Annotated in this window: 21 protein-coding genes; 7 read left to right on the top strand and 14 right to left on the bottom strand. The window is 38.0% G+C overall.

Annotation, left to right across the window (positions count from 1 at the left end):
* Window positions 1-55: 55 nt before the first annotated feature.
* Window positions 56-1129 carry a phosphomevalonate kinase gene (locus tag AC3B6B_RS05415; protein WP_489757717.1) on the top strand — a complete coding sequence of 358 codons (1074 nt, stop codon included), beginning with the start codon at window positions 56-58 and terminating at the stop codon, window positions 1127-1129.
* 14 nt (window positions 1130-1143) lie between these two features.
* On the top strand, window positions 1144-2190 hold the full coding sequence (fni, locus tag AC3B6B_RS05410) for a type 2 isopentenyl-diphosphate Delta-isomerase (RefSeq protein ID WP_489757647.1): 1047 nt from the start codon (window positions 1144-1146) through the stop codon (window positions 2188-2190).
* Window positions 2191-2506: 316 nt separating this feature from the next.
* Here fni and AC3B6B_RS05405 read toward each other — a convergent pair whose 3' ends face one another.
* Window positions 2507-2857 (bottom strand): winged helix-turn-helix transcriptional regulator, encoded by a 351-nt coding sequence (locus AC3B6B_RS05405; RefSeq protein WP_489757646.1) that lies wholly within the window; start codon window positions 2855-2857, stop codon window positions 2507-2509.
* A 214-nt stretch (window positions 2858-3071) separates the two neighbouring features.
* Between AC3B6B_RS05405 and AC3B6B_RS05400 the strand changes: the two genes are divergently transcribed.
* Window positions 3072-4103, top strand: coding sequence for a zinc-binding alcohol dehydrogenase family protein (locus tag AC3B6B_RS05400; protein ID WP_489757645.1), 1032 nt, complete (start codon window positions 3072-3074; stop codon window positions 4101-4103).
* 383 nt (window positions 4104-4486) lie between these two features.
* Here AC3B6B_RS05400 and AC3B6B_RS05395 read toward each other — a convergent pair whose 3' ends face one another.
* From AC3B6B_RS05395 to AC3B6B_RS05385, 3 genes are read right to left on the bottom strand one after another with little or no spacing between them, the layout of a single operon-like run.
* On the bottom strand, window positions 4487-5854 hold the full coding sequence (locus AC3B6B_RS05395; RefSeq protein ID WP_489757644.1) for an RsmB/NOP family class I SAM-dependent RNA methyltransferase: 1368 nt from the start codon (window positions 5852-5854) through the stop codon (window positions 4487-4489).
* On the bottom strand, window positions 5844-6833 hold the full coding sequence (locus tag AC3B6B_RS05390) for a hypothetical protein (RefSeq protein ID WP_489757643.1): 990 nt from the start codon (window positions 6831-6833) through the stop codon (window positions 5844-5846). The genes AC3B6B_RS05395 and AC3B6B_RS05390 overlap by 11 nt, the downstream gene beginning before the upstream one ends.
* A gap of 3 nt (window positions 6834-6836) precedes the next feature.
* Window positions 6837-7613 (bottom strand): hypothetical protein, encoded by a 777-nt coding sequence (locus tag AC3B6B_RS05385; protein WP_489757642.1) that lies wholly within the window; start codon window positions 7611-7613, stop codon window positions 6837-6839.
* Between the two features lie 155 nt (window positions 7614-7768).
* On the opposite strand from AC3B6B_RS05385, the gene lepB reads away from it, so the two are divergent.
* Both lepB and AC3B6B_RS05375 read left to right on the top strand, forming a co-directional pair.
* Entirely contained in the window at window positions 7769-8428 is a 660-nt protein-coding gene (gene lepB / locus AC3B6B_RS05380) for a signal peptidase I (RefSeq protein ID WP_489757641.1), read from the top strand.
* Between the two features lie 21 nt (window positions 8429-8449).
* Entirely contained in the window at window positions 8450-8632 is a 183-nt protein-coding gene (locus tag AC3B6B_RS05375) for an LBP_cg2779 family protein (RefSeq protein ID WP_489757640.1), read from the top strand.
* Window positions 8633-8749: 117 nt separating this feature from the next.
* Here AC3B6B_RS05375 and AC3B6B_RS05370 read toward each other — a convergent pair whose 3' ends face one another.
* The 7 genes from AC3B6B_RS05370 to dnaG form a co-directional block, all read right to left on the bottom strand.
* On the bottom strand, window positions 8750-10099 hold the full coding sequence (locus AC3B6B_RS05370; RefSeq protein ID WP_489757639.1) for an APC family permease: 1350 nt from the start codon (window positions 10097-10099) through the stop codon (window positions 8750-8752).
* Between the two features lie 202 nt (window positions 10100-10301).
* The gene (gene thmT / locus AC3B6B_RS05365; protein WP_489757638.1) at window positions 10302-10490 is read right to left on the bottom strand and encodes a 2-hydroxymuconate tautomerase; all 189 of its coding nucleotides are present in this window, start codon (window positions 10488-10490) and stop codon (window positions 10302-10304) included.
* 2 nt (window positions 10491-10492) lie between these two features.
* The gene (gene pepT, locus AC3B6B_RS05360; protein WP_489757637.1) at window positions 10493-11731 is read right to left on the bottom strand and encodes a peptidase T; all 1239 of its coding nucleotides are present in this window, start codon (window positions 11729-11731) and stop codon (window positions 10493-10495) included.
* A 14-nt stretch (window positions 11732-11745) separates the two neighbouring features.
* On the bottom strand, window positions 11746-12543 hold the full coding sequence (locus AC3B6B_RS05355) for a Nif3-like dinuclear metal center hexameric protein (RefSeq protein ID WP_489757636.1): 798 nt from the start codon (window positions 12541-12543) through the stop codon (window positions 11746-11748).
* Complete coding sequence (locus AC3B6B_RS05350; protein ID WP_489757635.1) at window positions 12540-13226, bottom strand: tRNA (adenine(22)-N(1))-methyltransferase; 687 nt, start codon at window positions 13224-13226, stop codon at window positions 12540-12542. The genes AC3B6B_RS05355 and AC3B6B_RS05350 overlap by 4 nt, the downstream gene beginning before the upstream one ends.
* A 165-nt stretch (window positions 13227-13391) precedes the next feature.
* Window positions 13392-14519 (bottom strand): RNA polymerase sigma factor RpoD, encoded by a 1128-nt coding sequence (gene rpoD / locus AC3B6B_RS05345; protein ID WP_489757634.1) that lies wholly within the window; start codon window positions 14517-14519, stop codon window positions 13392-13394.
* Window positions 14520-14542: 23 nt separating this feature from the next.
* Window positions 14543-16387 carry a DNA primase gene (gene dnaG, locus AC3B6B_RS05340; RefSeq protein WP_489757633.1) on the bottom strand — a complete coding sequence of 615 codons (1845 nt, stop codon included), beginning with the start codon at window positions 16385-16387 and terminating at the stop codon, window positions 14543-14545.
* Between the two features lie 202 nt (window positions 16388-16589).
* Here dnaG and AC3B6B_RS05335 point away from each other — a divergent pair, with 202 nt between their 5' ends.
* Entirely contained in the window at window positions 16590-17153 is a 564-nt protein-coding gene (locus AC3B6B_RS05335; protein WP_489757632.1) for a cadmium resistance transporter, read from the top strand.
* Window positions 17154-17161: 8 nt separating this feature from the next.
* The gene (locus tag AC3B6B_RS05330) at window positions 17162-17494 is read left to right on the top strand and encodes an ArsR/SmtB family transcription factor (protein ID WP_489757631.1); all 333 of its coding nucleotides are present in this window, start codon (window positions 17162-17164) and stop codon (window positions 17492-17494) included.
* A gap of 28 nt (window positions 17495-17522) precedes the next feature.
* Here AC3B6B_RS05330 and AC3B6B_RS05325 read toward each other — a convergent pair whose 3' ends face one another.
* The 3 genes from AC3B6B_RS05325 to glyQ all read right to left on the bottom strand — a co-directional run bounded on the left by AC3B6B_RS05325 (window position 17523) and on the right by glyQ (window position 22136).
* Window positions 17523-18908 carry a hypothetical protein gene (locus AC3B6B_RS05325; protein ID WP_489757630.1) on the bottom strand — a complete coding sequence of 462 codons (1386 nt, stop codon included), beginning with the start codon at window positions 18906-18908 and terminating at the stop codon, window positions 17523-17525.
* Between the two features lie 269 nt (window positions 18909-19177).
* Entirely contained in the window at window positions 19178-21250 is a 2073-nt protein-coding gene (glyS, locus tag AC3B6B_RS05320; protein WP_489757629.1) for a glycine--tRNA ligase subunit beta, read from the bottom strand.
* Window positions 21243-22136: a glycine--tRNA ligase subunit alpha gene (glyQ, locus tag AC3B6B_RS05315; protein ID WP_489757716.1), complete on the bottom strand. Its 894-nt coding sequence runs from the start codon at window positions 22134-22136 to the stop codon at window positions 21243-21245. The genes glyS and glyQ overlap by 8 nt, the downstream gene beginning before the upstream one ends.
* Between the last annotated feature and the right edge of the window lie 44 nt (window positions 22137-22180).

Here is a 22180-nt window from a genome sequence, read left to right as displayed (position 1 = left end):
TTTTGGTGTTTTACAACACAGACAGATAGTACAAACAATGAAAGGGTTTGATGAATTGATAACTGTGAAAGCTCCAGGTAAATTATATATTGCGGGGGAGTATGCCGTAGTAGAGCCTGGGTATCCAGCAATTGTGGTGTCTTTGGATCAATTCGTGACGGTCTCCATTAATCGTGCGCACGATCATGGTACAATTAATTCGAAACAATATGAAGAAATGCCCGTCATTTGGCAAAGAGAAGGCAATCAATTAGTTATTGATAATCGTGATAATCCATTTGAATACATTTTATCCTCCATCAAATATACAGAGTTATATGCGTTGGAAAAAAATCATTCATTAGAATTATTTGATGTCAATGTGAATAGTCAGTTAGATGCTGACGATGGAAAAAAGTACGGTTTGGGCTCTTCAGCAGCGGTAACTGTCGCAACAGTCAGCGCTTTAGCACAATTTTACCAACTAAACTTATCTAAAGAAGAAATTTTTAAATTAGCAGCTATTTCTCACTTTATGGTCCAAAATAATGGTTCTTTCGGCGACATTGCCGCCAGTGTCTATGGTGGTTGGATTGCTTATCAATCACCGGATCGTCAATGGCTCACCCAGCAACTAAAAACCAACTCCTTAGTTCAAGTCATTCAACAGCCATGGCCGCAACTCAAAATTGAATCATTAACTTGTCCGCCCAATCTCAAATTATTAATCGGTTGGAGTGGTAGTCCTGCTTCAACGCCGGTATTAGTCGATAAAATTGCCGCTGCTAGGGCACACCAAAAGCAAAATTACCAAAAGTTTTTAACTGCTTCCAAGCAGTGTTTAAAAACCATGATTCAAGGTTTTAAAGAAAACAACGCGCAACTGATCTTACAACAGTTAACAATTAATCGTCGCATTCTACAAAAATTAGCCGACTTTAGTGGTGTGATTATTGAAACAGCCCGCTTAGATAAGCTTTGTGAATTAGCACAACAATTTCATGCGGCTGCTAAAAGTTCGGGCGCCGGTGGTGGTGATTGTGGTATTGCCATGATTCAAGACGATCAACAAACTAAGCAACTATTAAAAGCTTGGCAGGAAAACGGTATTCAGCCGTTGAACTTTAATGTCTATACCCCTTTTAATTAATCTGGGAGGTCTTTATGCCCAAACAACCTTATGATCTACAACGTAAGAATGAACACATTTTTTTATCCGAAAAATTTTATCAGTCTGCTAATGCCGACTTTCAACAATTCCGGGTCGTTGCCCCAATCATCCCAGATGTAACCAGCCAACAAATTGATTCTACTTTTACTTGGCCTTCTACTAAAAAAGTGACAGCAGCACCATTGTATATTAATGCAATGACAGGTGGCGCTCCGCAAGTAACCCAATTAAATCAGCAATTGGCGCAAGTCGCGAACCAATTAAATTTGGCCATGGCTGTCGGTTCAATGAGTAATTATTTACGCTATCCTGATAATGCCGCTGTCCGCCAATCGTACCAAATTGTTCGGCAAACCAATCCCGAAGGTGTCATTTTGGCTAACGTTTCCGCTGCTACTACTTGGCAGGATGCCCAAAAGTGCATTGACTTAATTCAAGCTGATTATTTACAGGTACACGTTAATGCCGCTCAAGAAGTGGTCATGCCTGAAGGCCAAACTAATTTTTGTTGGAGTCAAAACTTAAAAGACCTTATCACACAAGTGAGTGTGCCTGTTATTATTAAAGAGGTCGGTTGTGGCATGAGTGTGTCTGGCATTCAGCAGTTGCAGCAATTGGGCGTGCAAAACATTGATGTTGGTGGTCGTGGAGGCACTAATTTTGTCCAAATTGAAAGTGAACGTAATCATCAGACTGATTATCAGTTCTTACAAAATTGGGGACTGACCACTTTAGAATCTTTATTAGCGATCAATCAAGCTAAATTAACAGATTTGAATTTCTGGGCTTCCGGTGGTGTTCGTAATCCCTTAGATGCTATCAAATGTTTAATTTTGGGTGCAAAAGCTGTGGGCATAGCAGCCCCTGTTTTGCATAGTTTAAAGCATTCAGGCTTAGAACAGACCATCAATGCTGGACAAGAATTCATTCAACAATTACAACAAATCATGCTATTGTTAGGGTGTCAGAACATCACAGAATTAACCCAGGTGCACTATGTTTTAAGTTCCGAATTAGTCAACTTCTTACAACAAATTTAATACAGAAGATTAACCTCCAAGTCCAAAGTTAAATACCAACTTTGGAAGTTTCATAACAAAAAACGCAGGACAATCAAAAAATTCAAGATTGTCTTGCGTTTTTGTTATGAGCCGAAATTTTGCCCCAGTTTCTTTTATATCTATAAAAAAAACTAAGTTGGCAGCTTTCAGGCTAGTCCGCAGTTAAACCTAAAAACATTATGATAAAAACCTCAGTTAAGGTTCAAGCCCTTCTAACTTCTCTCAAATATCCGATTTGTGATTGATTTTAGACTGTAATTCATCCTGTTCTGCCAAAGCATTATTCCTGACTGATCTATAATCTTGAATCTTGCCTCACCATTGTCCGTGAATAGTCCGTTCCCCAAGTTTCCAGAGCTTCAATCACAAAAGAGAGGGTTTGTCCAAATTCTGAAACTCGATATTCAGTCTTCACCGGGACAACCGGGTAAATTGTTTTATCAATGATCCCATCACTTTCTAGTTCATTTAACTGCTTAATCAACATTCTTTTAGATACATAAGGCAGCTTTCTCTCTAATTCAGAAAAGCGCAAGACACTATTTTTAAATAAGTGATATAAAATCACACATTTCCATTTACCCGATATGAATTGCAAGGTATTTTGTACCGGACATCCTAAGTCGCAATTATAATTCTTTCGCATTTTAAAATTCACCTGTTGTTAATTAAAAATTCTCTGTAAAACACTCAACTCAGCCACTTTAAATTTTTTCACTTTCATTAATCAATAAAATATATTATACATTTTAAGTGAAATGATACTAGAGGTGAATTTAAATTCACCTAATGCTTTTAAATTCACTTCTTCCAATATTTTGAAATTGTATTAGTATCTTCATTACTGAGAGGTAATAAAGATGACTAAAAAAATTCACGCTGTCGGTTTTTATCAACACCTACCAATTTCTGACGCGAACAGTTTCGAAGACTTAACCATTCTAGAACCTACTATTAGAGCTCATGACTTACTAGTTAAGGTGGAGGGCGTTTCTGTTAACCCAGTGGATATTGGTGTTCGCAAATCAGGAAGTACTACTAAATTAACAGTTCCGCAAATCATTGGTTGGGATGCTGTCGGAACAGTTATCAAAACCGGTCCTCAAGTCTCCTTATTTGCTACTGGTGATCGGGTTTGGTATGCCGGCGATTTCACTAGATCTGGTAGTAATTCCCAATACCAAGCAGTTGACGAGCGAATTGTCGGATGGGCCCCAACTAATTTAAAAAACGAAGCCGCCGCCGCAGTTCCTTTAGTAGGCTTAACCGCATACGAAGCTTTATTTGAGAAGTTAAAGATTGACCCTACCATTAAGAGCCACCAAACTATATTAATTATCAATGGTGCTGGCGGTGTGGGATCTATCGCTATCCAACTGGCCAAACTAGCTAATCTTACAGTGATCGCAACCGCAGCTCAAGACAGTGCGATTCAATGGGTTAAACAATTAGGGGCCGATTATGTAGTCGATCATCACCAAAATTTAATTAAGCAAATCCGTCAGTTAAACTTTCAATACGTAGATTATATTTTAAATCTCAACAATCTGGACGCTCATTGGGATGAAATTGCGGAAATCATCAATCCTGACGGTCAAGTAGTCGCAACTACCGAAAATCAGCGTTTAATTGACCTCCAAAAACTGACCAAAAAACGCATCACTTTTTCGTGGGAATGGATGTACAGCAAATCATATTATCAAACTAAAGACATGATTTCCCAACACAAAATTTTAAATACAATCGCGCAATTATATGAAGAAAACAAACTGCAACCAATTAACAAAATTAATTACGCCCCCATCAACGCTGCAAACATGAAAAAAGCGCACGCTGATGTGGAAACGGGACATATGAAGGGCAAAGTTGTCCTAACAGGATGGCAACCTTAACTAGCTGATAAATATCTGCAAAATCTTGCAGTAGCTGGCAATTGATTAAGGATCAGCCAACACTTCAAAAAATCTCCGACATCACGCTGTTAATTAGCAAGTGGCGCAATCATTTCAACACGTGATAATCAATTGCTCTGGAAATTTACAAGCTTTTGTAACCATTACACCCAAACTTCTGCTTTGGAGAAGTACTAAAAAATGTTCGTATCCATAATTGATGTAAACCCCAAAATAAAAAAAACTTTGGAAGTTTCATCATCAATCAAATACGAACATTTTTTGTGTTTCACCTTAGGTTATCATTTCGCTACTAATTGCGATTGACATATTCTTTAAACGAAACGATAAACACGGTTAATTTTTGAATTTACCGGCTAAGCTTACTGTCTTAAACCCTTCGGATAAAAATTTTTCAATTGTTGCTGAACCAATTTGCCCCATGAAAAAATCTTATGTTCAAAACTAACTGCCACAAATCCTTGATAGTCATAACGTTGTTGCAAAGTTAAAGCCTCACCATGCACAAAATGCTGGAATTGCTCCGCAGTTAACTCAATGACTTGTTGAAATTGCTCCGGTGCTAACGCCAATACTAAGGCATGATTGGGTTCAAAGCGATTTTTCTTAAACGTGCCCAATTTCAAACCATTACGTAAAACGTGCAGTGTTGGTACCGCCTGACCATCAATCACACTACTATATAATTCAGTACCTTGTACCAGCGGTTTAATGTCCAAGGACTGCGTCAATGTTTGCTGGACAAACTGTTGCCAAGTCGTTAAGTCTAAGGAAGTCCGTTTTTTGGTTTTCGAATGTTTTAAAACAGCAGCTGGAGCCGATAAATCGGCAGCTTGGGTTCCATTTTTTTGCAGCGCACAAATAAAATGTCCCTCACCTGCATAATGCTGGGGAAACAAGCGTACAGCCTTGGTTAAATCAGCATGACCATTGCCCCATTCAGGATAGCCGTGATCCATCTGCGCGGTAGTTGGTAAATCAATAATTTTCACCGGATAATGCTCAACTAACCAGGCAATGTTTTGCTCATCTTCTTCCGGAGCAAATGTGCAAGTTGAATAAATCAAACGGCCTCCTGGCTTTAACATTGTCACGGCTGAATCTAGAATCTGACGTTGTAATTTGGCACATTGCAAGACATAATCCAAAGACCAATACTTCATGGCTTCTGGGTCTTTACGAAACAAACCTTCCCCTGAACAAGGTGCATCCACTACAATACAGTCGAAATATTGCGGCCAAACCTTGGCCAATTGTGCTGGTGAATTATTGGTCACTATTGCATTAGTAATCCCCCAACGTTCAATATTTGAGGATAAAGTCCTCGCTCTCGCTGAATTTATCTCGTTAGCTACTAGTAAGCCCTTCCCCTGTAAAAAAGCTGCTAATTGCGTACTTTTGCCTCCGGGAGCTGCGCATAAATCTAAAACTCGCTCCCCCGGTTGCGGCTGAGCAAATTGGGCCACATTCATGGCACTCGGATCTTGCGAATAAACCCACCCCGCTAAATGATCAATCGCTTTACCACTAACTTGACCGTAATAACCATTATCCACGCCCAAGACCGGTTGACTTAAGTCCTCATTGACTAAGGCAGTTGAACTTTTAGCAGGATTTAAACGAAAACCGTGCGTTGCGGGTCGTTGAAAACTAGCTAAGAAAGGCGTTGCTTGAGCGCCCAATAACTGTTGATACTTTGCGACAAATGTTGCCGGTAACTCATTTTTCATGAAGAGCCTCATTTTTATTCTTATGATTAATTAATAATTGAAACGCTGCTAATAAAATGACTGCAATAAATAAAAAGATTAAGTACAGCATAAAGTATTTCCAACTAACAATTTGAATTTTAGCAAAAATAATGATTAACGCGACACCAAAAGTCACCATTTCGGTAATCACAAATTTCAACCAATTGCCAAATTGAAAGTCTAAAAGTAAATCACCATTGAGTAAGGAGCGTTTCAATAACTGTACCGCAGGAATTTGCACAAAAAAGCTTAAAAATAGAACTAACAACGCAATTCCTGACAAAATCAGCAACGTCCACCCCCAACGTAGCCACCAGCTTTGCTTAATATTATTAATTTGATTTGCTGAACGATAAGGATAACTAGCATGCAAGATAGTTTGAACTTTTTTAAGTTTTTGCGGATGATTTAATAATTGTCCATCAATCACAATTTGATAATGTCGAATCTGAGTATGATTATGTTGTTTGGGCGAAGTTGAAATAAAGATATGTTGATTGAGTTTCGAGGTATTGCTCAAGCCAGTATAACCAATCACAGAATAGTAGTTATGGTTTAATTGATAATAAGCTTGATACTGAGGTTTATACGTCTTTTGACCAAGATCACGACCTAAAACCACAAACGGGATTGGCGATTGAAAATCACTTGGTGAAAAAAAGCGACCATTGGTCATGGGTAAAGCTTTGACATTATGTGACATATACACATAACTTAAATTGGGGTTCTTTTTTTGAATAAAATTAATTTGATAATGTTTCACATTGCTTTGTTCAAACTTTCGTAAAACCGTTGGAATTGATTGGCGTGAACGTGACGGAAAAATTAGTGCATTTTCTCGAATATTCCCCCGATCCATCAGTGTTTGGTAATTGCGTAAATCATTTTTGGAAACCACAACTCCTGCTAACACTAATAAGCATATCATTAAAATATTTAAAACAATTGTTCTTTTCATAATTCACCTGACTACAAATAAATGATCTTTAACTAAATCAAAGGTTGGGTAAAATTGATTAATCTTAGCAATTCTGGCATCGTAATGTAAATGGGCCCCTTGCCAAAAGCGTAAACTATTCGTAGCCCCACGATATTCACCAATGACCCATAATTGTGGACGAGTTGTCCAAGAGCGTAACTCTTTTAAAATTTGCCAATCAATTTCCTCGCGGTCAGGACTCCAAGCAAGTAAAATTACATCGACTTGCGAGCCGTAACGCTGCAAGGCCGTTAGTGCATCAGCTTGCTGAACTGGTAACCACGGCTGATGTCCGGTGCGACTTTGCTTAGACCAAGACAAATCATCGGTCGCAATAACTGATTGTTTTCTTTGTTGTAGTCCCCAACTCAAACTGGCATTGCCTGCCATTAATTCTAAGTACGACTGTTGTGGGAAACATTGTACCCAACAATTTAACATTGCTTGATTGAGTAAGGCCCAAACACCATACTGCTGTTGCAGAAACTGACGAAAATCATCAATAAATCGTGCTAAATTTTCTAAATACTTAACTTTTTGTTGCCATGTCAAACTAGGCATAACTTGAGTATTAAGTAATAATCTTTGCAAATCTTGGGCATCCAAAATCAAAGGTGGTAAACTTTGAAAGGGCAAGGTTTGTTTTTGATAAGCTTGTAGTGTTAATTGCATTTGCTGTAAACGATAGCTAAGTTCTTTATCGGCTTGCAATTGTGCTTGATATCGTTGTAATTGTTGGGGATATGATAGATTTTGCATAGTTGACCTTAAATTATTGTTATTTAAAAAGTTTATCATAATTAAGAAGTCGAGACAAAATTGAATCTTAACAAAGTTTTTAAAGATATCAATTCCATAAAAGTGTATCATATTAATTAATAGAGTTATTAATCATTGGTAAGTGAGGTTTAAGTATGAGTAAAGAAAGCAACTCTAACGAAACTAGTAGCTTAAAGGATTGGGGCATTTGGCTGTTACAAACCCTTTTATTAGCTGCTGTTTTATTTGGCATTATCACGTTATTAAATCGTTTTGTCTTTGATAATGCCCGGGTTTCTGGTACATCAATGCAGCCAACGTTTGAAGACGGTGATCGCTTAATTGCTTATCGTCATAGTCAATTAAAGCGTGGTGAAGTGGTCGTCATTGATGCTCCCGACGAGCCAGGACAGTTCTATATCAAACGAATTATCGCCACACCAGGAGAAAAGGTCGTCGCTAAAAATAATGAAATTTATATTAACGGCAAAAAAATATCCCAGAATTATTTGAAGCCAGGTTTCAAATTAGTTGATGATGGCAGCAATGGTGTTTATGGAACACGCTATGCTGATACGGGTAATTTTTCGATTAGTTCGTTAGCTAAAACATCAAACTATATGCAGATTTATTCTAAAAAACAGTTACAGCAAATGAAAAAGACCAATCGGGTGCCCAAAGATTCGTACTTTGTAATGGGTGATCATCGCAGTGTCTCTAAGGACAGCCGCTATATCGGTTTTATTAAAAAGAATAAAGTGGTCGGCGTTGTTAAATGGCGTTATTGGCCATTAAATCATATGAAAACATTTTAACCGAGGAGAGGATTGATTAGTATGCAGTACAATTTATCGGAATTAATTATCGAATATCAAAAGAAAGCTCACAAAAATGATGCACAATTTGCATTTGAAAGCCATTTTTCGGTGGAAAAAATCCACGCTATCAAGGCTGGCAAAGCGGATTATACTCCAGAAGATGAACAACGCATTATGCAATACATCAGTGATCATTCTTAATTTGAGATTATCAAAAAGACTGGGATTTTAAGCTAGTTTGAAGTTAACAGTATAATCATTGTCAACTTTAACTAGCTTGATAGTCCCAGTCTTTTTATTTAATTTATTTTCAATTATTTACTTTTTACGCAAAAAATAGGTTAACAAACCGATGATCACCCAAGCTCCTAAAATGACGTATTCATAAGGCCAAACCAAGGAAACCGGTGTTCCTGGAATAATCGTTCCTAAAGTAATCAAAATAGCCGCTACGCCACCTAAAATTGGCCAAAATAGCGATTTGTTATAAAAGCCACCCCGCAAATCTGGATTCTTACGCCGAATTTTCAGTAAATTTAACGTATTAAAACTCCAGGCTAGTGCCGTCAATAATCCGCCCGTATCCAAAAAATACGTCAAGGCCCCTTTACCTAACCAACCAATCGCTAAAACCAAAACTAAAGTCAAGGTTAAGGCCCTATAAGGCGTACCAAACCGCGGATGTATCTTCGCAAAATAACGCGGTAAAATATCCTTTTCTGCTAGCGAAAACAGCAATCGGGGTGCGGCTGAAAACAACGTCAGAAAACTAGTTCCTAACCCTAAAAAAGAAATGAGATACGCTAATGCACTCAAGAGCGGATAACCAGCTTTTTTAAAAGCATCAATCGTTCCCATTGAAAGATGAGCCGTCTTTTGCCACGGATAAATCCAAGCCGAAGATAACAATACTGCAATATAGTATCCTGCCGCCAAGCTAATCGCTCCAATGACAATCCAACCAATTTTTTTGGGCGGTGTTTGAGACTCACCGGCTAAAATTCCAATTGATTCCCAGCCCGTTAAAAAAGTCATTGCAGGTAAAATAAAGCGAAAAACTTCCGGTAATGGGTGTTGTTTCGGATAAAAAGCTGGCCAAAAATTAGTAACTTTACCTTGACTAAAGCCAACGACTACTAAAACTGCCCCCAAAATTAATAGCAAAAAAAAGAGGGTTGCTTGTACATGACTCGTTAATTTGGCCCCCAAATAATTCAAACCATAAACAACCAAAGTTATCCCAATTCCCAAAATCAATTCGCGATAATGGACTGCTACTCCGGCAAAATGGTAACTGGGACCACTCGCCACCTGTGGAAAAATACGTGCAATTAATAAGCTAGAAGCTGTTACAAAAAAGCCTAAAATACTTAAGTACGCACCTAACAGTGCCCAACCAGCAAATAAAGCACCTTTCTTACCAAAAGCTTGATAACCATAAATTACCTCACCACCAGCTTCTGGATAAATAGTTGACAGTTCTGCAAACGACAATGAAATTAAAATTGCCAAACCAGCGGCAACAATTAATCCAAAAATCTCGCCGCCAGCGCCATATTGGTGAAAAAATTGGCTGTTGGTATAGATCCAACTACTACCTATTACTCCTCCAGCACCTAATGATAATAAACCGACGGTACTAATTTTCGGTTTCAGTTGTTGGTCCATGAACCTTCCTCATGCTTTCTTATTTGATAATGTTTCACATAAATAAAAAAAGTAGGACAAAGATTAATTAGTAAGGATCTCTGAACAACATTCCAAATTCCCGTCATTACTATCCCTTTGTCCTGCCCTAAAAAGAAATTTTTCGCTTAAATTGACGAAAAATTTTTTTGGTTTCAATCTCTATTCAGCATACCCGTTTGACTTATTTTTGTTCCGATCTTAAAACGCCACCGACACTATAATGATCCGGTTGCATCTCATCTAAAATAATATGAATATGTTCCGCAGGTGCGCCCGTATTTTTACTAATGGCGGCAGTAACATCTTGACATAATTGTTTTAATTGTTCTGGTGTACGACCAGCGACTAACTCAATATGAACTAATGGCATAACTATTCTCCTTGACTATTTAAACGAATAATTTCTAAAATGACGTCTACTGCTTGGCTCATCACTTGTTGTGACACATACTCAAAGCGACCATGCATGTTTTCCGGACCCGCAAAGATATTGGGGGTCGGTAATCCCATAAATGAAATAATAGAGCCATCAGTTCCCCCACGAACGGCGGTTTCATCCGGTTCAATCTGTAAATTATGCATCGCCTGCTCGGCCAAATGTACCACTTCCAGATGGTCTTGCATAACTTCAATCATATTATAATACTGATCATAGATTTTTGCTTCCACCGTCTGCGCACCGTACTGGTCATTTAACTGATCCACAATTGTTTGCAGTAATTGCTTCCGTTGTTCTAATTGGGTGCGATCAAAATCTCGAATAATATAAGATAATTGTGCTTGATCAATCGTTCCTTGAATATCCGTTAATAAAAAGAACCCTGCGCGTCCGGAAGTTTTTTCTGGTACTTGTTCACTAGGTAAAGCAGCCTGCAGTTGTAAGGCAATCAGATTAGCATTAACCATAACATCTTTAGCAACACTTGGATGTACATTTTTACCATGAATCGTAATTTGTGCAGCGGCAGCATTGAAAGTTTCGTATTCCAATTGACCTAACGATCCGCCATCAATTGTATACGCAAAATCAGCGGCAAAGTCTTGAAAATCAAAGTGGTGCGCACCCTTACCAGTTTCTTCATCGGGACTAAAACCTAACCGAATCTTCCCATGAGCGATCTCAGGATGCTCCAGCAAATATTCCATTGCCGTCACAATTTCACTGACACCAGCTTTATCATCAGCTCCTAATAAAGTCGTTCCATCTGTCGTAATTAAATCATGCCCTGCATACTGCTTCAAATTAGGAAAAACCTTTGGATCTAATTGATATTGTCCTTGCGCATCCAAGTTCACTACACTGTGTCCATCATAATTAGCCACGACTTGAGGGTTAACGTGCTCTGAATTAAAGTCAGCCGTATCAACATGTGCTAGTAAACCCATCGTGGGTACTTCATAGTCCAAATTACTGGGTAACGTGGCCGTTAAATACGAATTGTCTACGTGATAAACAACTTCACTTAAACCTAAATCTTGTAACTCTTGTTTTAATTTTAACAAAAAATCAACTTGCCGCTTAGTTGTGGGGATCGTATCGGCCGATTCATCTGAGCGTGTATTTTGTTTGACATATCGTAAAAATCGGGGTATCAAGCTAGTATATTGCATCTTTTAGACCTCTCTTATAAAAATTGAAATGGTTCCGTATTAGTCGTCGAAGCTAAAATTTCTAATTGCCAGCAAGAATACTGTTGATTCCAATGCTGTAACAACTTCTGGGCCATCTGACTAAAAATAACTTCAATATGGTGCCCCGGATCTAAAACGGGTAAATGCGCCGCCAATAAATCGTGTCCGGTATGATAACTAACATCACCAGTAATCAATAAATCCACCGGTACAGTTAACGCTGCTTGATAAAACGAACTACCACTGCCGCCAATAATGCCAATTGTTTGCACGCTTTGCTGTAAGTCACTAGCAATCGCCCGTAAACCAGTTAACTGCCATTTTTCTTTTAACAATTGCCCTAATTCGGCAATAGATAGTGGTTGTTTTAATTTGCCATAGCGCCCTAAAGCAATATGTTGTTCATCATAATTAAATGGCTGGATGTCCGTTAAACCTAAAGATTCCGCTAACCAATCATTCATTCCACGAGGCGCCCGATCCAAATTAGTATGTGCCGCATAAACTGTAATTTGATTGCTTAACAAATCAGCATACATCCGGTTTTGTGGTAAAGAAGTATCCAAATTAGTCGCTGGATGAAACATTACGGGATGATGCGCAAAGATAAAATCAACTTGTTTTTCTAGCGCTTCTTGAACCACTGCTGGTCGAACGTCTAATGTTGTTAAAACGCGATGCACTGGCTGCTGTAAACTACCAATCTGCAAACCAGTCGGATCATTACCCATCTTTAACGCTAATGGTGCAAATTCTTCAATTTTTTGTACTAATTGCTCTCCTGTAATCATCTCAAGATTTCCTCAATTCGTTGAATTCTTTGCTGTGCCCATACCAATTTCTGTTCTTGGGGCTGTTTTGCATTTTTGAGATTACAATACATCATTTTACTCCGCTTTAATTGCTGTTGCCATTTATTTTTAAAAGTGCCACTTTTTTCCTGTAGTAAAATGGGGCCAAACATCAGTTGCTCTGGCGTTAACTGCGGTTGACTGCCACTAAATTGAGCTTTCATAATCTCATAAGTATGGCGCCCTTCTTGCACGATTGTTTCGGCAGTAATGGCAAATTGATGCTGATCTAACCATTGACGTACTTGAAATTCATAATTATTAGGTTCTAACACAAGATACTTAATCGTTGCCAACTGCGATTGACCTTGCTCTAAAATCTGCCGAATTAATTGCCCCCCCATGCCGGCAATCACTGCAGTTTGGACTAAATCAGTATCTTTAAGTGCCTGCAAACCATTACCAAAACGCGGCTTAATTTTGGTAGTTAGTGCAGCTTGTTGAATATCTTTTTTGGAAATTGCTAATGGCCCAGGTGCTACTTCAGTAGCAAACGCAGTTTGGACAATTTGTTGCTGTACCAAATAAATCGGTAAATAAGCATGATCAGAACCAATATCGGCCATTGCTGCAGTCACGGGCACCAAATCAGCAATGGCTTGTAAACGACGTGATAACTTCAAAGATGACTCCTCCTACTTTCCTACATTAAAATTAAACTCTCAAATTACTGAGCAGCTAAACATCAGCACCACTTCCACCCAGAAGATTTTAATAATTGCTTTTTTTATCTCAACTTCTTAAAAGAAAAAGGCCGCTTAAGCGGTCTTTTTTTAATCTTTAATAATCTAGTCCAAAAAATCTTTTAACTGATTTGATCTTGAGGGATGTCTCAGTTTGCGCAAGGCTTTCGCTTCAATTTGTCGAATCCGCTCACGAGTTACGCCAAACACTTTACCCACTTCTTCCAAAGTTCTCGTGCGGCCATCATCTAACCCAAAGCGTAAACGCAAAACATTTTCCTCGCGATCGGTCAACGTATCTAACACATTTTCCAATTGTTCTTTGAGTAATTCATAAGAAGCATGATCTTCAGGACTCGTTGCTTCGTCATCTTCAATAAAATCACCCAAATGCGAATCATCTTCTTCACCAATGGGCGTTTCTAAGGACACCGGTTCTTGGGCAATTTTGAGAATATCACGCACCTTTTGCGTAGGAATATCCATTTCTGCACCAATTTCCTCCGGTGTTGGTTCCCGTCCTAGATCCTGTAGTAATTGTCGTTGAATCCGAATGAGTTTGTTAATAGTTTCCACCATATGAACCGGAATCCGAATCGTCCGCGCTTGATCTGCAATGGCACGGGTAATTGCCTGGCGAATCCACCAAGTAGCATAAGTCGAAAACTTAAAGCCTTTACGGTAATCGAATTTTTCCACGGCCTTCATTAACCCCATATTACCTTCTTGGATTAAATCTAAGAAGTGCATGCCTCGGCCCACATAACGTTTAGCAATCGAAACAACCAAACGTAAATTAGCTTCTGCCAACTGTTGTTTAGCTTCATTATCACCTTTTTCGATACGTTGAGCTAATTCGACTTCTTCCTGTGCATTTAATAGCGGAACCCGCCCAATTTCTTTGAGGTACATCCGCACTGGATCGTTCATTTTGACCCCTGTTGGCGCCGACATATCACTTAATTCATGATGATTGACTTCTTTTTGACTCTTGAGAGCTAACTGACTAGGATCACCGTGGTCATCCACAATGCTGACCCCTTTATCAGTAAAATGATTAACCAATTCACCGATCGAATCGCCTTTTAAGGCAAAAGGCTTGATTAATTGTTCATTTAATATTTGTTCAGAGATTTTTCCGTCTTTTTTATATTTTTTGATCAAATCATTCGTTGCACGTTCTAATTCTTTGCTTGATTTGATGACACTTTTTTTCTTCTTACTTTCAGCCACGAAAAATCCTCCTCTATTACACTTTACTTCTCAGCCGCTACTTTAAGTTGTTCTAATTCCTGACGCAAAGTAACTAATTGAACCGTTAATTGCAATTCTTGCTGTGCATCGCCAATTTGGGCCGCCTGTTTAATTTGCATTTGGTACTCTGATAATTGCTGCTGTTTATGATCATACATAATATTATTAATATAATCATCAACTTCCTCTGTTGAATAATCAGCAGGACGGGGCAGCATTTCAATCGTACTGACCAAATTCCGCAAATTATCTGGAATCTGATCCATAAATTGTGCGATTAACGGTTGAGAAACCGTCAGACAATATCGTACCCAATAATCAAAAATATCTTGATATTGGACGTGAACAAAACTAAAATCCACATGCTTATCCAGTATACCAATTACTTGTGGAAAATGGAAAACAATATTTAATAAATTTCGTTCGGATTTTTCCGTTTTACTTAAGGTACTAGGAGTTACTTCTTTCACCGCCATGGCGGCATCTTGTTGTTGATTTTGCCCGTAATCAGCAGCGGGTTTTAATAAGTCCTGTGCTCGTTGTTTATCCAACAATTCTTGCTGAATAGCTTGTTTTGAAACACCTAACCTTTGCGCCAATTGTTGCACATATAATTCTTGTTCCACTGGTGAATTATCACCGACAACATAATCTAAGGCCGCGTTTAAATAATCTACTTTAGCACTATCGTTGGTCAAATCATATTGCTGACTTAAATATTCCAACATAAAAGCACTCGGTGTTAACGCTTTTTTGCGCACTAGCGTTTGAAAAGCACTAGCGCCTTGACTTTTAATAAATTCATCTGGATCTTGCTGATTAGGAATGACTACCACGCTAATATCAAAGTTCGAATCCTTCAATAAATTTAAAGCACGGTGTGCTGCTTTAATTCCCGGTGCATCGCCATCATAACAAATCACCAATTTGTTAGTAATTCGATGTAACATATATAGCTGTTGTTGCGTTAGACTAGTTCCCATCGAAGCAACACCATTTTCGACACCAGCTTGATAAGCACTAATCACATCCATAAAGCCTTCAAACAAGATGGCAGCTCCAAACTGACGGATGGCACTTTTAGCAGCTGCCAGATTAAATAAAGTTTGACTCTTATTAAAAATCGGTGTTTCAGGACTATTTAAATATTTAGCAGTTGGCTGCTGCTCATTTTGTTCATGCCAAACACGTCCGGAAAAAGCAATCGTAGAACCACTTTGATCAGTAATAGGAAACATGACCCGATCTCGAAAACGATCATATAACTGACCTTGTTGCGACTGTACAAACAAACCTGAATTTTGTAATTGTTCTGGTTTGTGATCTTGCAAAAGTTCTGTCAAAGTATTATCAGCTGTTGGGGCATAACCAATTTGAAAGTGCTCAATCGTCTCGTCTTGCAATTGCCGCTGGTGGAGATAATTCAGCGCCGGCTCACCTAGTTCTGTTTTACATAAAATATAATGATATAGTTCTTGAACTGTCTGATAATCTTTCTTTAAAGTCGTTTGAGGGGAATTAACTTCTTTATTAGCTGTTGAACTATATTGTTCTGGTAAAGTAATACCACTAAACTTTGCCACTTTCACAACAGCTTCTGGAAAAGTCAAACTTTCAATTTCCATCAAAAACTTAAAAACATTGCCACCACGACCACAACTAAAGCAGTGAAAAATTTGCTTCTCTTCTGAAACTGAAAACGAAGGAGTTCGCTCTTCGTGAAACGGACAGAGACCAAATAAATTGCGACCCGATTTCTTTAGTTGAACATAGGGTTCAATAACGTCAACAATATTCGTTTTTTGCCGGACTTCTTCAATAAAAGCTTCCGGAATTTTCGTTACCATCTGCTTTCACTCCATTTTAAAAAATCAGCTTTTTTTAGAAAAATAAGTAGTCATATAAAAATATGACTACTTGACCTAATGTTAATTTTATTGTAATTGTTTAACTGGTAAAATGCAAAGTTTTAGTTTTTCAGTAATTTGTCTATATACAAAAAAAGATATATAATTAATATATCTTTTTTGATATATAGGAGGCTAATTAATGAATTGGTGGATAATTGGTTTAACTTTCGTCGGCATTAATTTAGATTTCTTTGTTATTTTATTACTGTTGCTGCAACGCTTTCGCTTGCTACCCGTCATTAGTGGTTATTGCTTAGGGTTAATTGTTTTATTAGGACTAAGTTTTGGCTTAGGTAAAATTTTACAAACTTTTTTGCCCGAATGGTTACTCGGTATTTTAGGAATTTTTCCCATCTACTTAGCTTTTCACGATAATGATGACGTTAACCAAAATAATACCCAAACTCATCCCATAAAGACCACTTTTTTGACCTATCTTAGTGTTTGTTCCGGTTGTAACCTGTCTTTGTTCTTGCCAATTTTGACTAATTTGAATAGCAAACAATTTATAGAAGCTACCTTATTTATTTTACTGCTTTCTATAATATTTACTGTTATGATTAAAATAATTGGTGATTTCAAAACTATCCAAAAATTCATTCATCAATATAGTGAACCCTTAACCAAGATCATCTACGTGGCAGTTGGTTGTTATGTTTTTTGGGATAGTGGACTAATTACGCATTTAATTCAATTATTTTAAAGGTAGTGTTGATTATTAATCCCCTTGATGAACAAGTTTTAACTGAAGTAGCTAAAATTTATAAAATATTAGGTAACCAAACGCGCTTAAAAATTCTTTATTTTTTAAAACAACAAACACAACCCGTTACGGTCACCAAGATTGTCCAAAATTTGCAGCTTGAACAACCGATTATTTCCAAACAGCTAGGCATTTTATATCGTTATCAATTGGTTCGTAAACAACGCCAGGGGATCAAGATTTTTTATCAAGTCGATGATCCCCACATTGTCGAATTATTAGACGATATGTTTCAGCACGTGCAGCACGAAATCAAAGGTCAACCGCATCCTTATCACTAGTAAATTAAAATGCCGGATATATTTTTAATTAAGGCGTTGCTTTTAAATCGATCTGTAGTCGTTTTAAAAGCTTTTTTTGATTAACCACCTGTTTTAAATTTAAGCCTTGGCTTAACTTCTTCCAGACTGGATAAGCTACAGGAATTACTTGACTTTTAGGCTTAACAAAAAACACTTGAAAATTGTGATCTTGACTATTATTATTGGTCCAAATAAAATCCACATCAGCATAATCTAATACATAAGTTTGGGCTGAATTTTGTTTTCTTTGATAAAGGGCTAAATCTCGAGCCGCCACAAACGTCTGGTGATAATTCTCAGCAAAAAAGACTCCCGTTAAGCCGGCAATGAGCAAACCACAACTCAGTAAGCCAATTGTGAAATGCGCGGTGTCATTCAGCCAAGGCACAATATTGATAATTACTGCCAACCAACTGAACAATACCCAGCTAAAAGCACACCGTGGACCATAAGGTGAAATAACTAGAAAGGGTAATTGACTAATGATTGCTTCCACAATTAACAAAGCTGTCACCGTCAGCAACTGCTGATTATGTAACTGATGATAATTATCAGCACATAGTAAACCAAAAACTATTATCCCAACTAAATATAAAAACACTCGGTGCGGATGTTGCTCAAACATCAATTTATAATAATTAATTAACGTATTAGACTGTTGATGATTAATACTGCGATAAGAATCCCGTCCTAGTAAAATCCGCAGATATGCACCATTGACAAACATTAAAATTGCACCTAAAAAAGTTCCTCCTGCAATCGGGCGGATATAATTATGCATAAAAGCTGTCGTTAGAACTTTGCGCATTAATAAATAAATTAAAAGAACATTACAACAATTGAGTAATGTTATATGTTCTGCTAAGAATTGGCTCAGCAGTGCTCCGAAAAATAATAAAATTTGATTTTTTTTAGCTAAAGTTAAAGGTAAATGTCGTCGATTTAAAATTAAAGTGAGCTCAAACAAGGGAAAAATCATGGACGGAACGTAATTGGCAAAACCAGCCCGCCACCCCCAAATTTGTTGCCACACCGTTGGCGGTAAGAACAAGAGCGCTAAAGAACATAATAACATTATTAAAGTACTATCCACCGCCGGCCACACAACCTGCGTAATAGTTTTCAATAAAATAACCAAACTAACCGCGCATATTCCGTAAAGTAAGAAGCTGATTATCGGCAGATGACTCATCAAAATAATAAATAAATCGCCCAAATAACGACCATCATACGTTAAAAATGTACCACTAGTAAAGTAATGAGTGCCCCAACTACTCCACCAATTAAGATCATCCCCCACTAAGGGGATTAAATAACCTATTATGCCAAAAACAAGAAAATCAATTACTACAATGGTTGTTTGTAATTTAGTTAAGGATAATTTTTTTTGCATTTCACACACCATTTCAATTTTTTAGATCAGCTGTTTATTATTAAGTCCGAACAGCTTTGGTTTCCAATATTTAACTAGTAAAAAATAATTTAAGTTCATTTAATCTTCATTATTTTATTATATTTTATCAATAAACACCAGCTCTCAAGTTAAAAAAACTTCATATACAGTAATTACTCCCCTTATTCTTTCAAAAATTATAATAAAAAAGATTGGAACTATTAATCAACCATTACTAGTTGCTTTGTTCCAATCTTTTAAAAACTACACTATTTAATTACTAATTGATTCAAGTCACCCAACTGCCAAATTAATTGGGCCAATTGGTGCAGCTGATTTAAACGATTTTGCTGCACAGCTGCATTTTTATCCATAATCAAGTTCTCTTCGAAATATTGACTAATGAGCGGCTGTAATTTTTGTAAAGCTTGATAGCTTGCTTGCGTCGTTAACGATGCAAAGCGCTCCTTCAAGTCATTAACTGCTTGAAATAACTGTTGCTCAGATGGATTTTGGAATAAAGTTGTGTCAATTTCTTGTTCAGCAATTGCTTGCTTAGCCACAATCCGTAATACTCGCGTCAGAGCTTCCATGTTCTCCTTATAATCAGAGTCTGCTTGATGCTGATTTAATACTTGAGCAGTGGCTATCATCTGAGTTGGATCAATTTTTGTCATTGCTGTCACCGCCATGACGACGTCATGTGGCACTTGTGCTTGCGTTAATAATTGCTGAACTCGTTCTACAATAAATTCTTCTAATTCCGCTTGATGCTTCAGATAATCAAACTTAACTGAACCTAACTTTTGGTTATAACACTGAACAATCTGAGGTAATAATTGAGCAAAATCAAGATGCCATTGTTGCTGCTGTAAAATCCGCACAATTCCAATGGCTTGCCGTCTTAAACCATACGGATCATTAGAACCATTAGGAATTAAATCTACCGCAAAAAAGCTGAGTAAACTTTCAATTTTGTCAGCTAAAGATAAGACTTGCCCGACTTTAGATTGCGGCAACTGGCCTTCTGAAGAAGTAGGTTGATAGTGTTCGCGAATCGCTTGCGCAACTGCTGGCCGTTCGCCAAAAATCAGCGCATACTTTTCGCCCATCACTCCCTGCAATTCCGAAAATTCGCCGACCATTTCCGTTACCAAATCAAATTTATAAATGGCACTCGCCCGTAAAACATCTTGGTGTTCCTGCGGGGACAAATTAAATTTTTGCGCTAATAAATCGGCAATAATCTGTGTACGTTGCATTTTTTCAGACATGGAACCAATTTTATCATGAAACGTAACTTGTTGAAGACGCGAAACGTACTCTGACAAAGTATGCTTTTGATCTTCCGCAAAGAAGAAGGCGGCATCTTCCAGCCGTGCGACCAGCACTTTTTCGTTTCCAGCAATCACGTTATCTAAATGTGTTTGGTTCCCATTACGTACCCCAATAAAGTAAGGTGCTAATTGGCCTTGTTCATCGCGCACATAAAAATAACGTTGATTATCTTTCATTGAAGTAATGAGCACTTCTTCTGGTATTTTTAAATACTTGGCGGCAAATTTGCCAGCAAATGCTGTGGGGTACTCAACTAAGTTAGTAACTTCCTCTAACAAGTCTTCATCTAAATCAACGACCCAATGATTCTGCTTCGCCAAAGCTTGAATCTGTTCTTGAATTAAAGCTTTACGCTGGGCTGCATCAACAATGACAAAGTCATCAGCCAGAGCTTGTTGGTAATCACTGGCTTTTTCTAAAGTAATCGTCGTTCCTAAAAAGCGATGGCCCTGAGTTTGATTACCAGCATGAATATTTAATAATTGCATGGGAATAACTTCTTGATCCAACAGCGCAACTAACCAATGGATCGGCCGAATATATTCAAAATCAAATTTATTCCAGCGCATGCGTGTCGGAAAAGTTAATTCGGATAAGGGCTTAATTAAACCAGCCAAAATTTCCGCGGCCGGTTTGCCGAAAATTTGCTTTTTGACGTAAACATAGGGCGTACCTTTTAATTCTTTAAAATAAATATCGTCGGTGCTTAATTGTTGACCGCGAACAAAACCTTGGGCCGCTTTACTCCAATTACCTTGTTCATCTTGTGCAATCTTTTTGGCAGGACCTTTGACCTCAAGTTCTTGATCGGGTTGCTGTTCGGCCACATCATGAATTAAAAGTGCTAAGCGCCGTGGTGTGGAAAATTGTTCAATTGACCCGTGAGCCAGATTGGCCTCCTGTAAATAAGCGGCCACCTTTTGGGCTAATTGCTGCTCTGTACTAGTTACCACATGGGCAGGCATTTCTTCTAAACCTAATTCTAATAAAAAATCTTTAGTCATTAGTTTGCTCCTTTAATAATTTTTGACGTGTGGCTTCATCTAATAATGGAAAACCTAATTTTTGCCGTTCGGCCACAAAAGCTTTGGCGACTCGATGGGCCATCGACCGAATGCGGTGCATAAAGCCAGCCCGTTCAGTGACAGAAACCGCACCGCGTGCATCTAACAAATTAAACGTATGACTACACTTTAGAATATAGTCGTATGCTGGATGTACTAAGCCCAAATCAATTAAACGTTGCGCTTCTTTTTCATAGTCATTGAAGAATTGTAAGAGCATGGTCTGATCACTTTCTTCAAAGGCATATTTGGAATGTTCATATTCCGGTTCTTTAAAGATATCACCATACCGGACGCCATTGCCCCATTCCAAATCGAACACCGAATCAACATCTTGAATATAAGAAGCCAAGCGCTCGACGCCATAAGTAATTTCACTCGTCACTGGATCAGCGCTTAATCCACCCACTTGCTGGAAATAGGTAAACTGGGAAACTTCCATCCCGTCAAGCCAAACTTCCCAACCAACACCAGCACAACCCATTGATGGGTTCTCCCAGTTATCTTCCACAAAACGGATATCATGTTCTAAGGGATCAATCCCTAAGGCCTTTAAACTGTCTAAATAGTATTCTTGAATATTTAACGGTGATGGTTTCATAACCACTTGAAATTGGTGATGTTGATATAGGCGGTTGGGATTATCGCCATAACGACCATCAGCTGGGCGCCGGGATGGCTCAACATAAGCGGCATTCCACGGCTCAGGACCAATAGCCCGCAAAAAAGTATACGGACTCATAGTCCCCGCGCCTTTTTCTGTATCATAAGCTTGCATCAACATACAGCCTTTTTCACTCCAAAATTGCTGTAAGGTTAAAATCATGTTTTGTACATTCAATTTTTTTTCCAATTTTCTACCTCATTTCA

Source organism: Bombilactobacillus sp. ESL1197, assembly GCF_058107145.1.
Note: the sequence above shows the minus strand (reverse complement) of the source record. Positions and strands in the feature narration are given on the sequence as shown.

Coding starts and splice junctions, on each gene's coding strand:
- fni (WP_489757647.1), top strand. CDS start 1,144: ATGCCCAAACAACCTTATGATCTACAACGTAAGAATGAACACATTTTT.
- AC3B6B_RS05405 (WP_489757646.1), bottom strand. CDS start 2,857: ATGCGAAAGAATTATAATTGCGACTTAGGATGTCCGGTACAAAATACC.
- AC3B6B_RS05400 (WP_489757645.1), top strand. CDS start 3,072: ATGACTAAAAAAATTCACGCTGTCGGTTTTTATCAACACCTACCAATT.
- AC3B6B_RS05395 (WP_489757644.1), bottom strand. CDS start 5,854: ATGAAAAATGAGTTACCGGCAACATTTGTCGCAAAGTATCAACAGTTA.
- AC3B6B_RS05390 (WP_489757643.1), bottom strand. CDS start 6,833: ATGAAAAGAACAATTGTTTTAAATATTTTAATGATATGCTTATTAGTG.
- AC3B6B_RS05385 (WP_489757642.1), bottom strand. CDS start 7,613: ATGCAAAATCTATCATATCCCCAACAATTACAACGATATCAAGCACAA.
- lepB (WP_489757641.1), top strand. CDS start 7,769: ATGAGTAAAGAAAGCAACTCTAACGAAACTAGTAGCTTAAAGGATTGG.
- AC3B6B_RS05375 (WP_489757640.1), top strand. CDS start 8,450: ATGCAGTACAATTTATCGGAATTAATTATCGAATATCAAAAGAAAGCT.
- AC3B6B_RS05370 (WP_489757639.1), bottom strand. CDS start 10,099: ATGGACCAACAACTGAAACCGAAAATTAGTACCGTCGGTTTATTATCA.
- thmT (WP_489757638.1), bottom strand. CDS start 10,490: ATGCCATTAGTTCATATTGAGTTAGTCGCTGGTCGTACACCAGAACAA.
- pepT (WP_489757637.1), bottom strand. CDS start 11,731: ATGCAATATACTAGCTTGATACCCCGATTTTTACGATATGTCAAACAA.
- AC3B6B_RS05355 (WP_489757636.1), bottom strand. CDS start 12,543: ATGATTACAGGAGAGCAATTAGTACAAAAAATTGAAGAATTTGCACCA.
- dnaG (WP_489757633.1), bottom strand. CDS start 16,387: ATGGTAACGAAAATTCCGGAAGCTTTTATTGAAGAAGTCCGGCAAAAA.
- AC3B6B_RS05335 (WP_489757632.1), top strand. CDS start 16,590: ATGAATTGGTGGATAATTGGTTTAACTTTCGTCGGCATTAATTTAGAT.
- AC3B6B_RS05325 (WP_489757630.1), bottom strand. CDS start 18,908: ATGCAAAAAAAATTATCCTTAACTAAATTACAAACAACCATTGTAGTA.
- glyS (WP_489757629.1), bottom strand. CDS start 21,250: ATGACTAAAGATTTTTTATTAGAATTAGGTTTAGAAGAAATGCCTGCC.
- glyQ (WP_489757716.1), bottom strand. CDS start 22,136: ATGATTTTAACCTTACAGCAATTTTGGAGTGAAAAAGGCTGTATGTTG.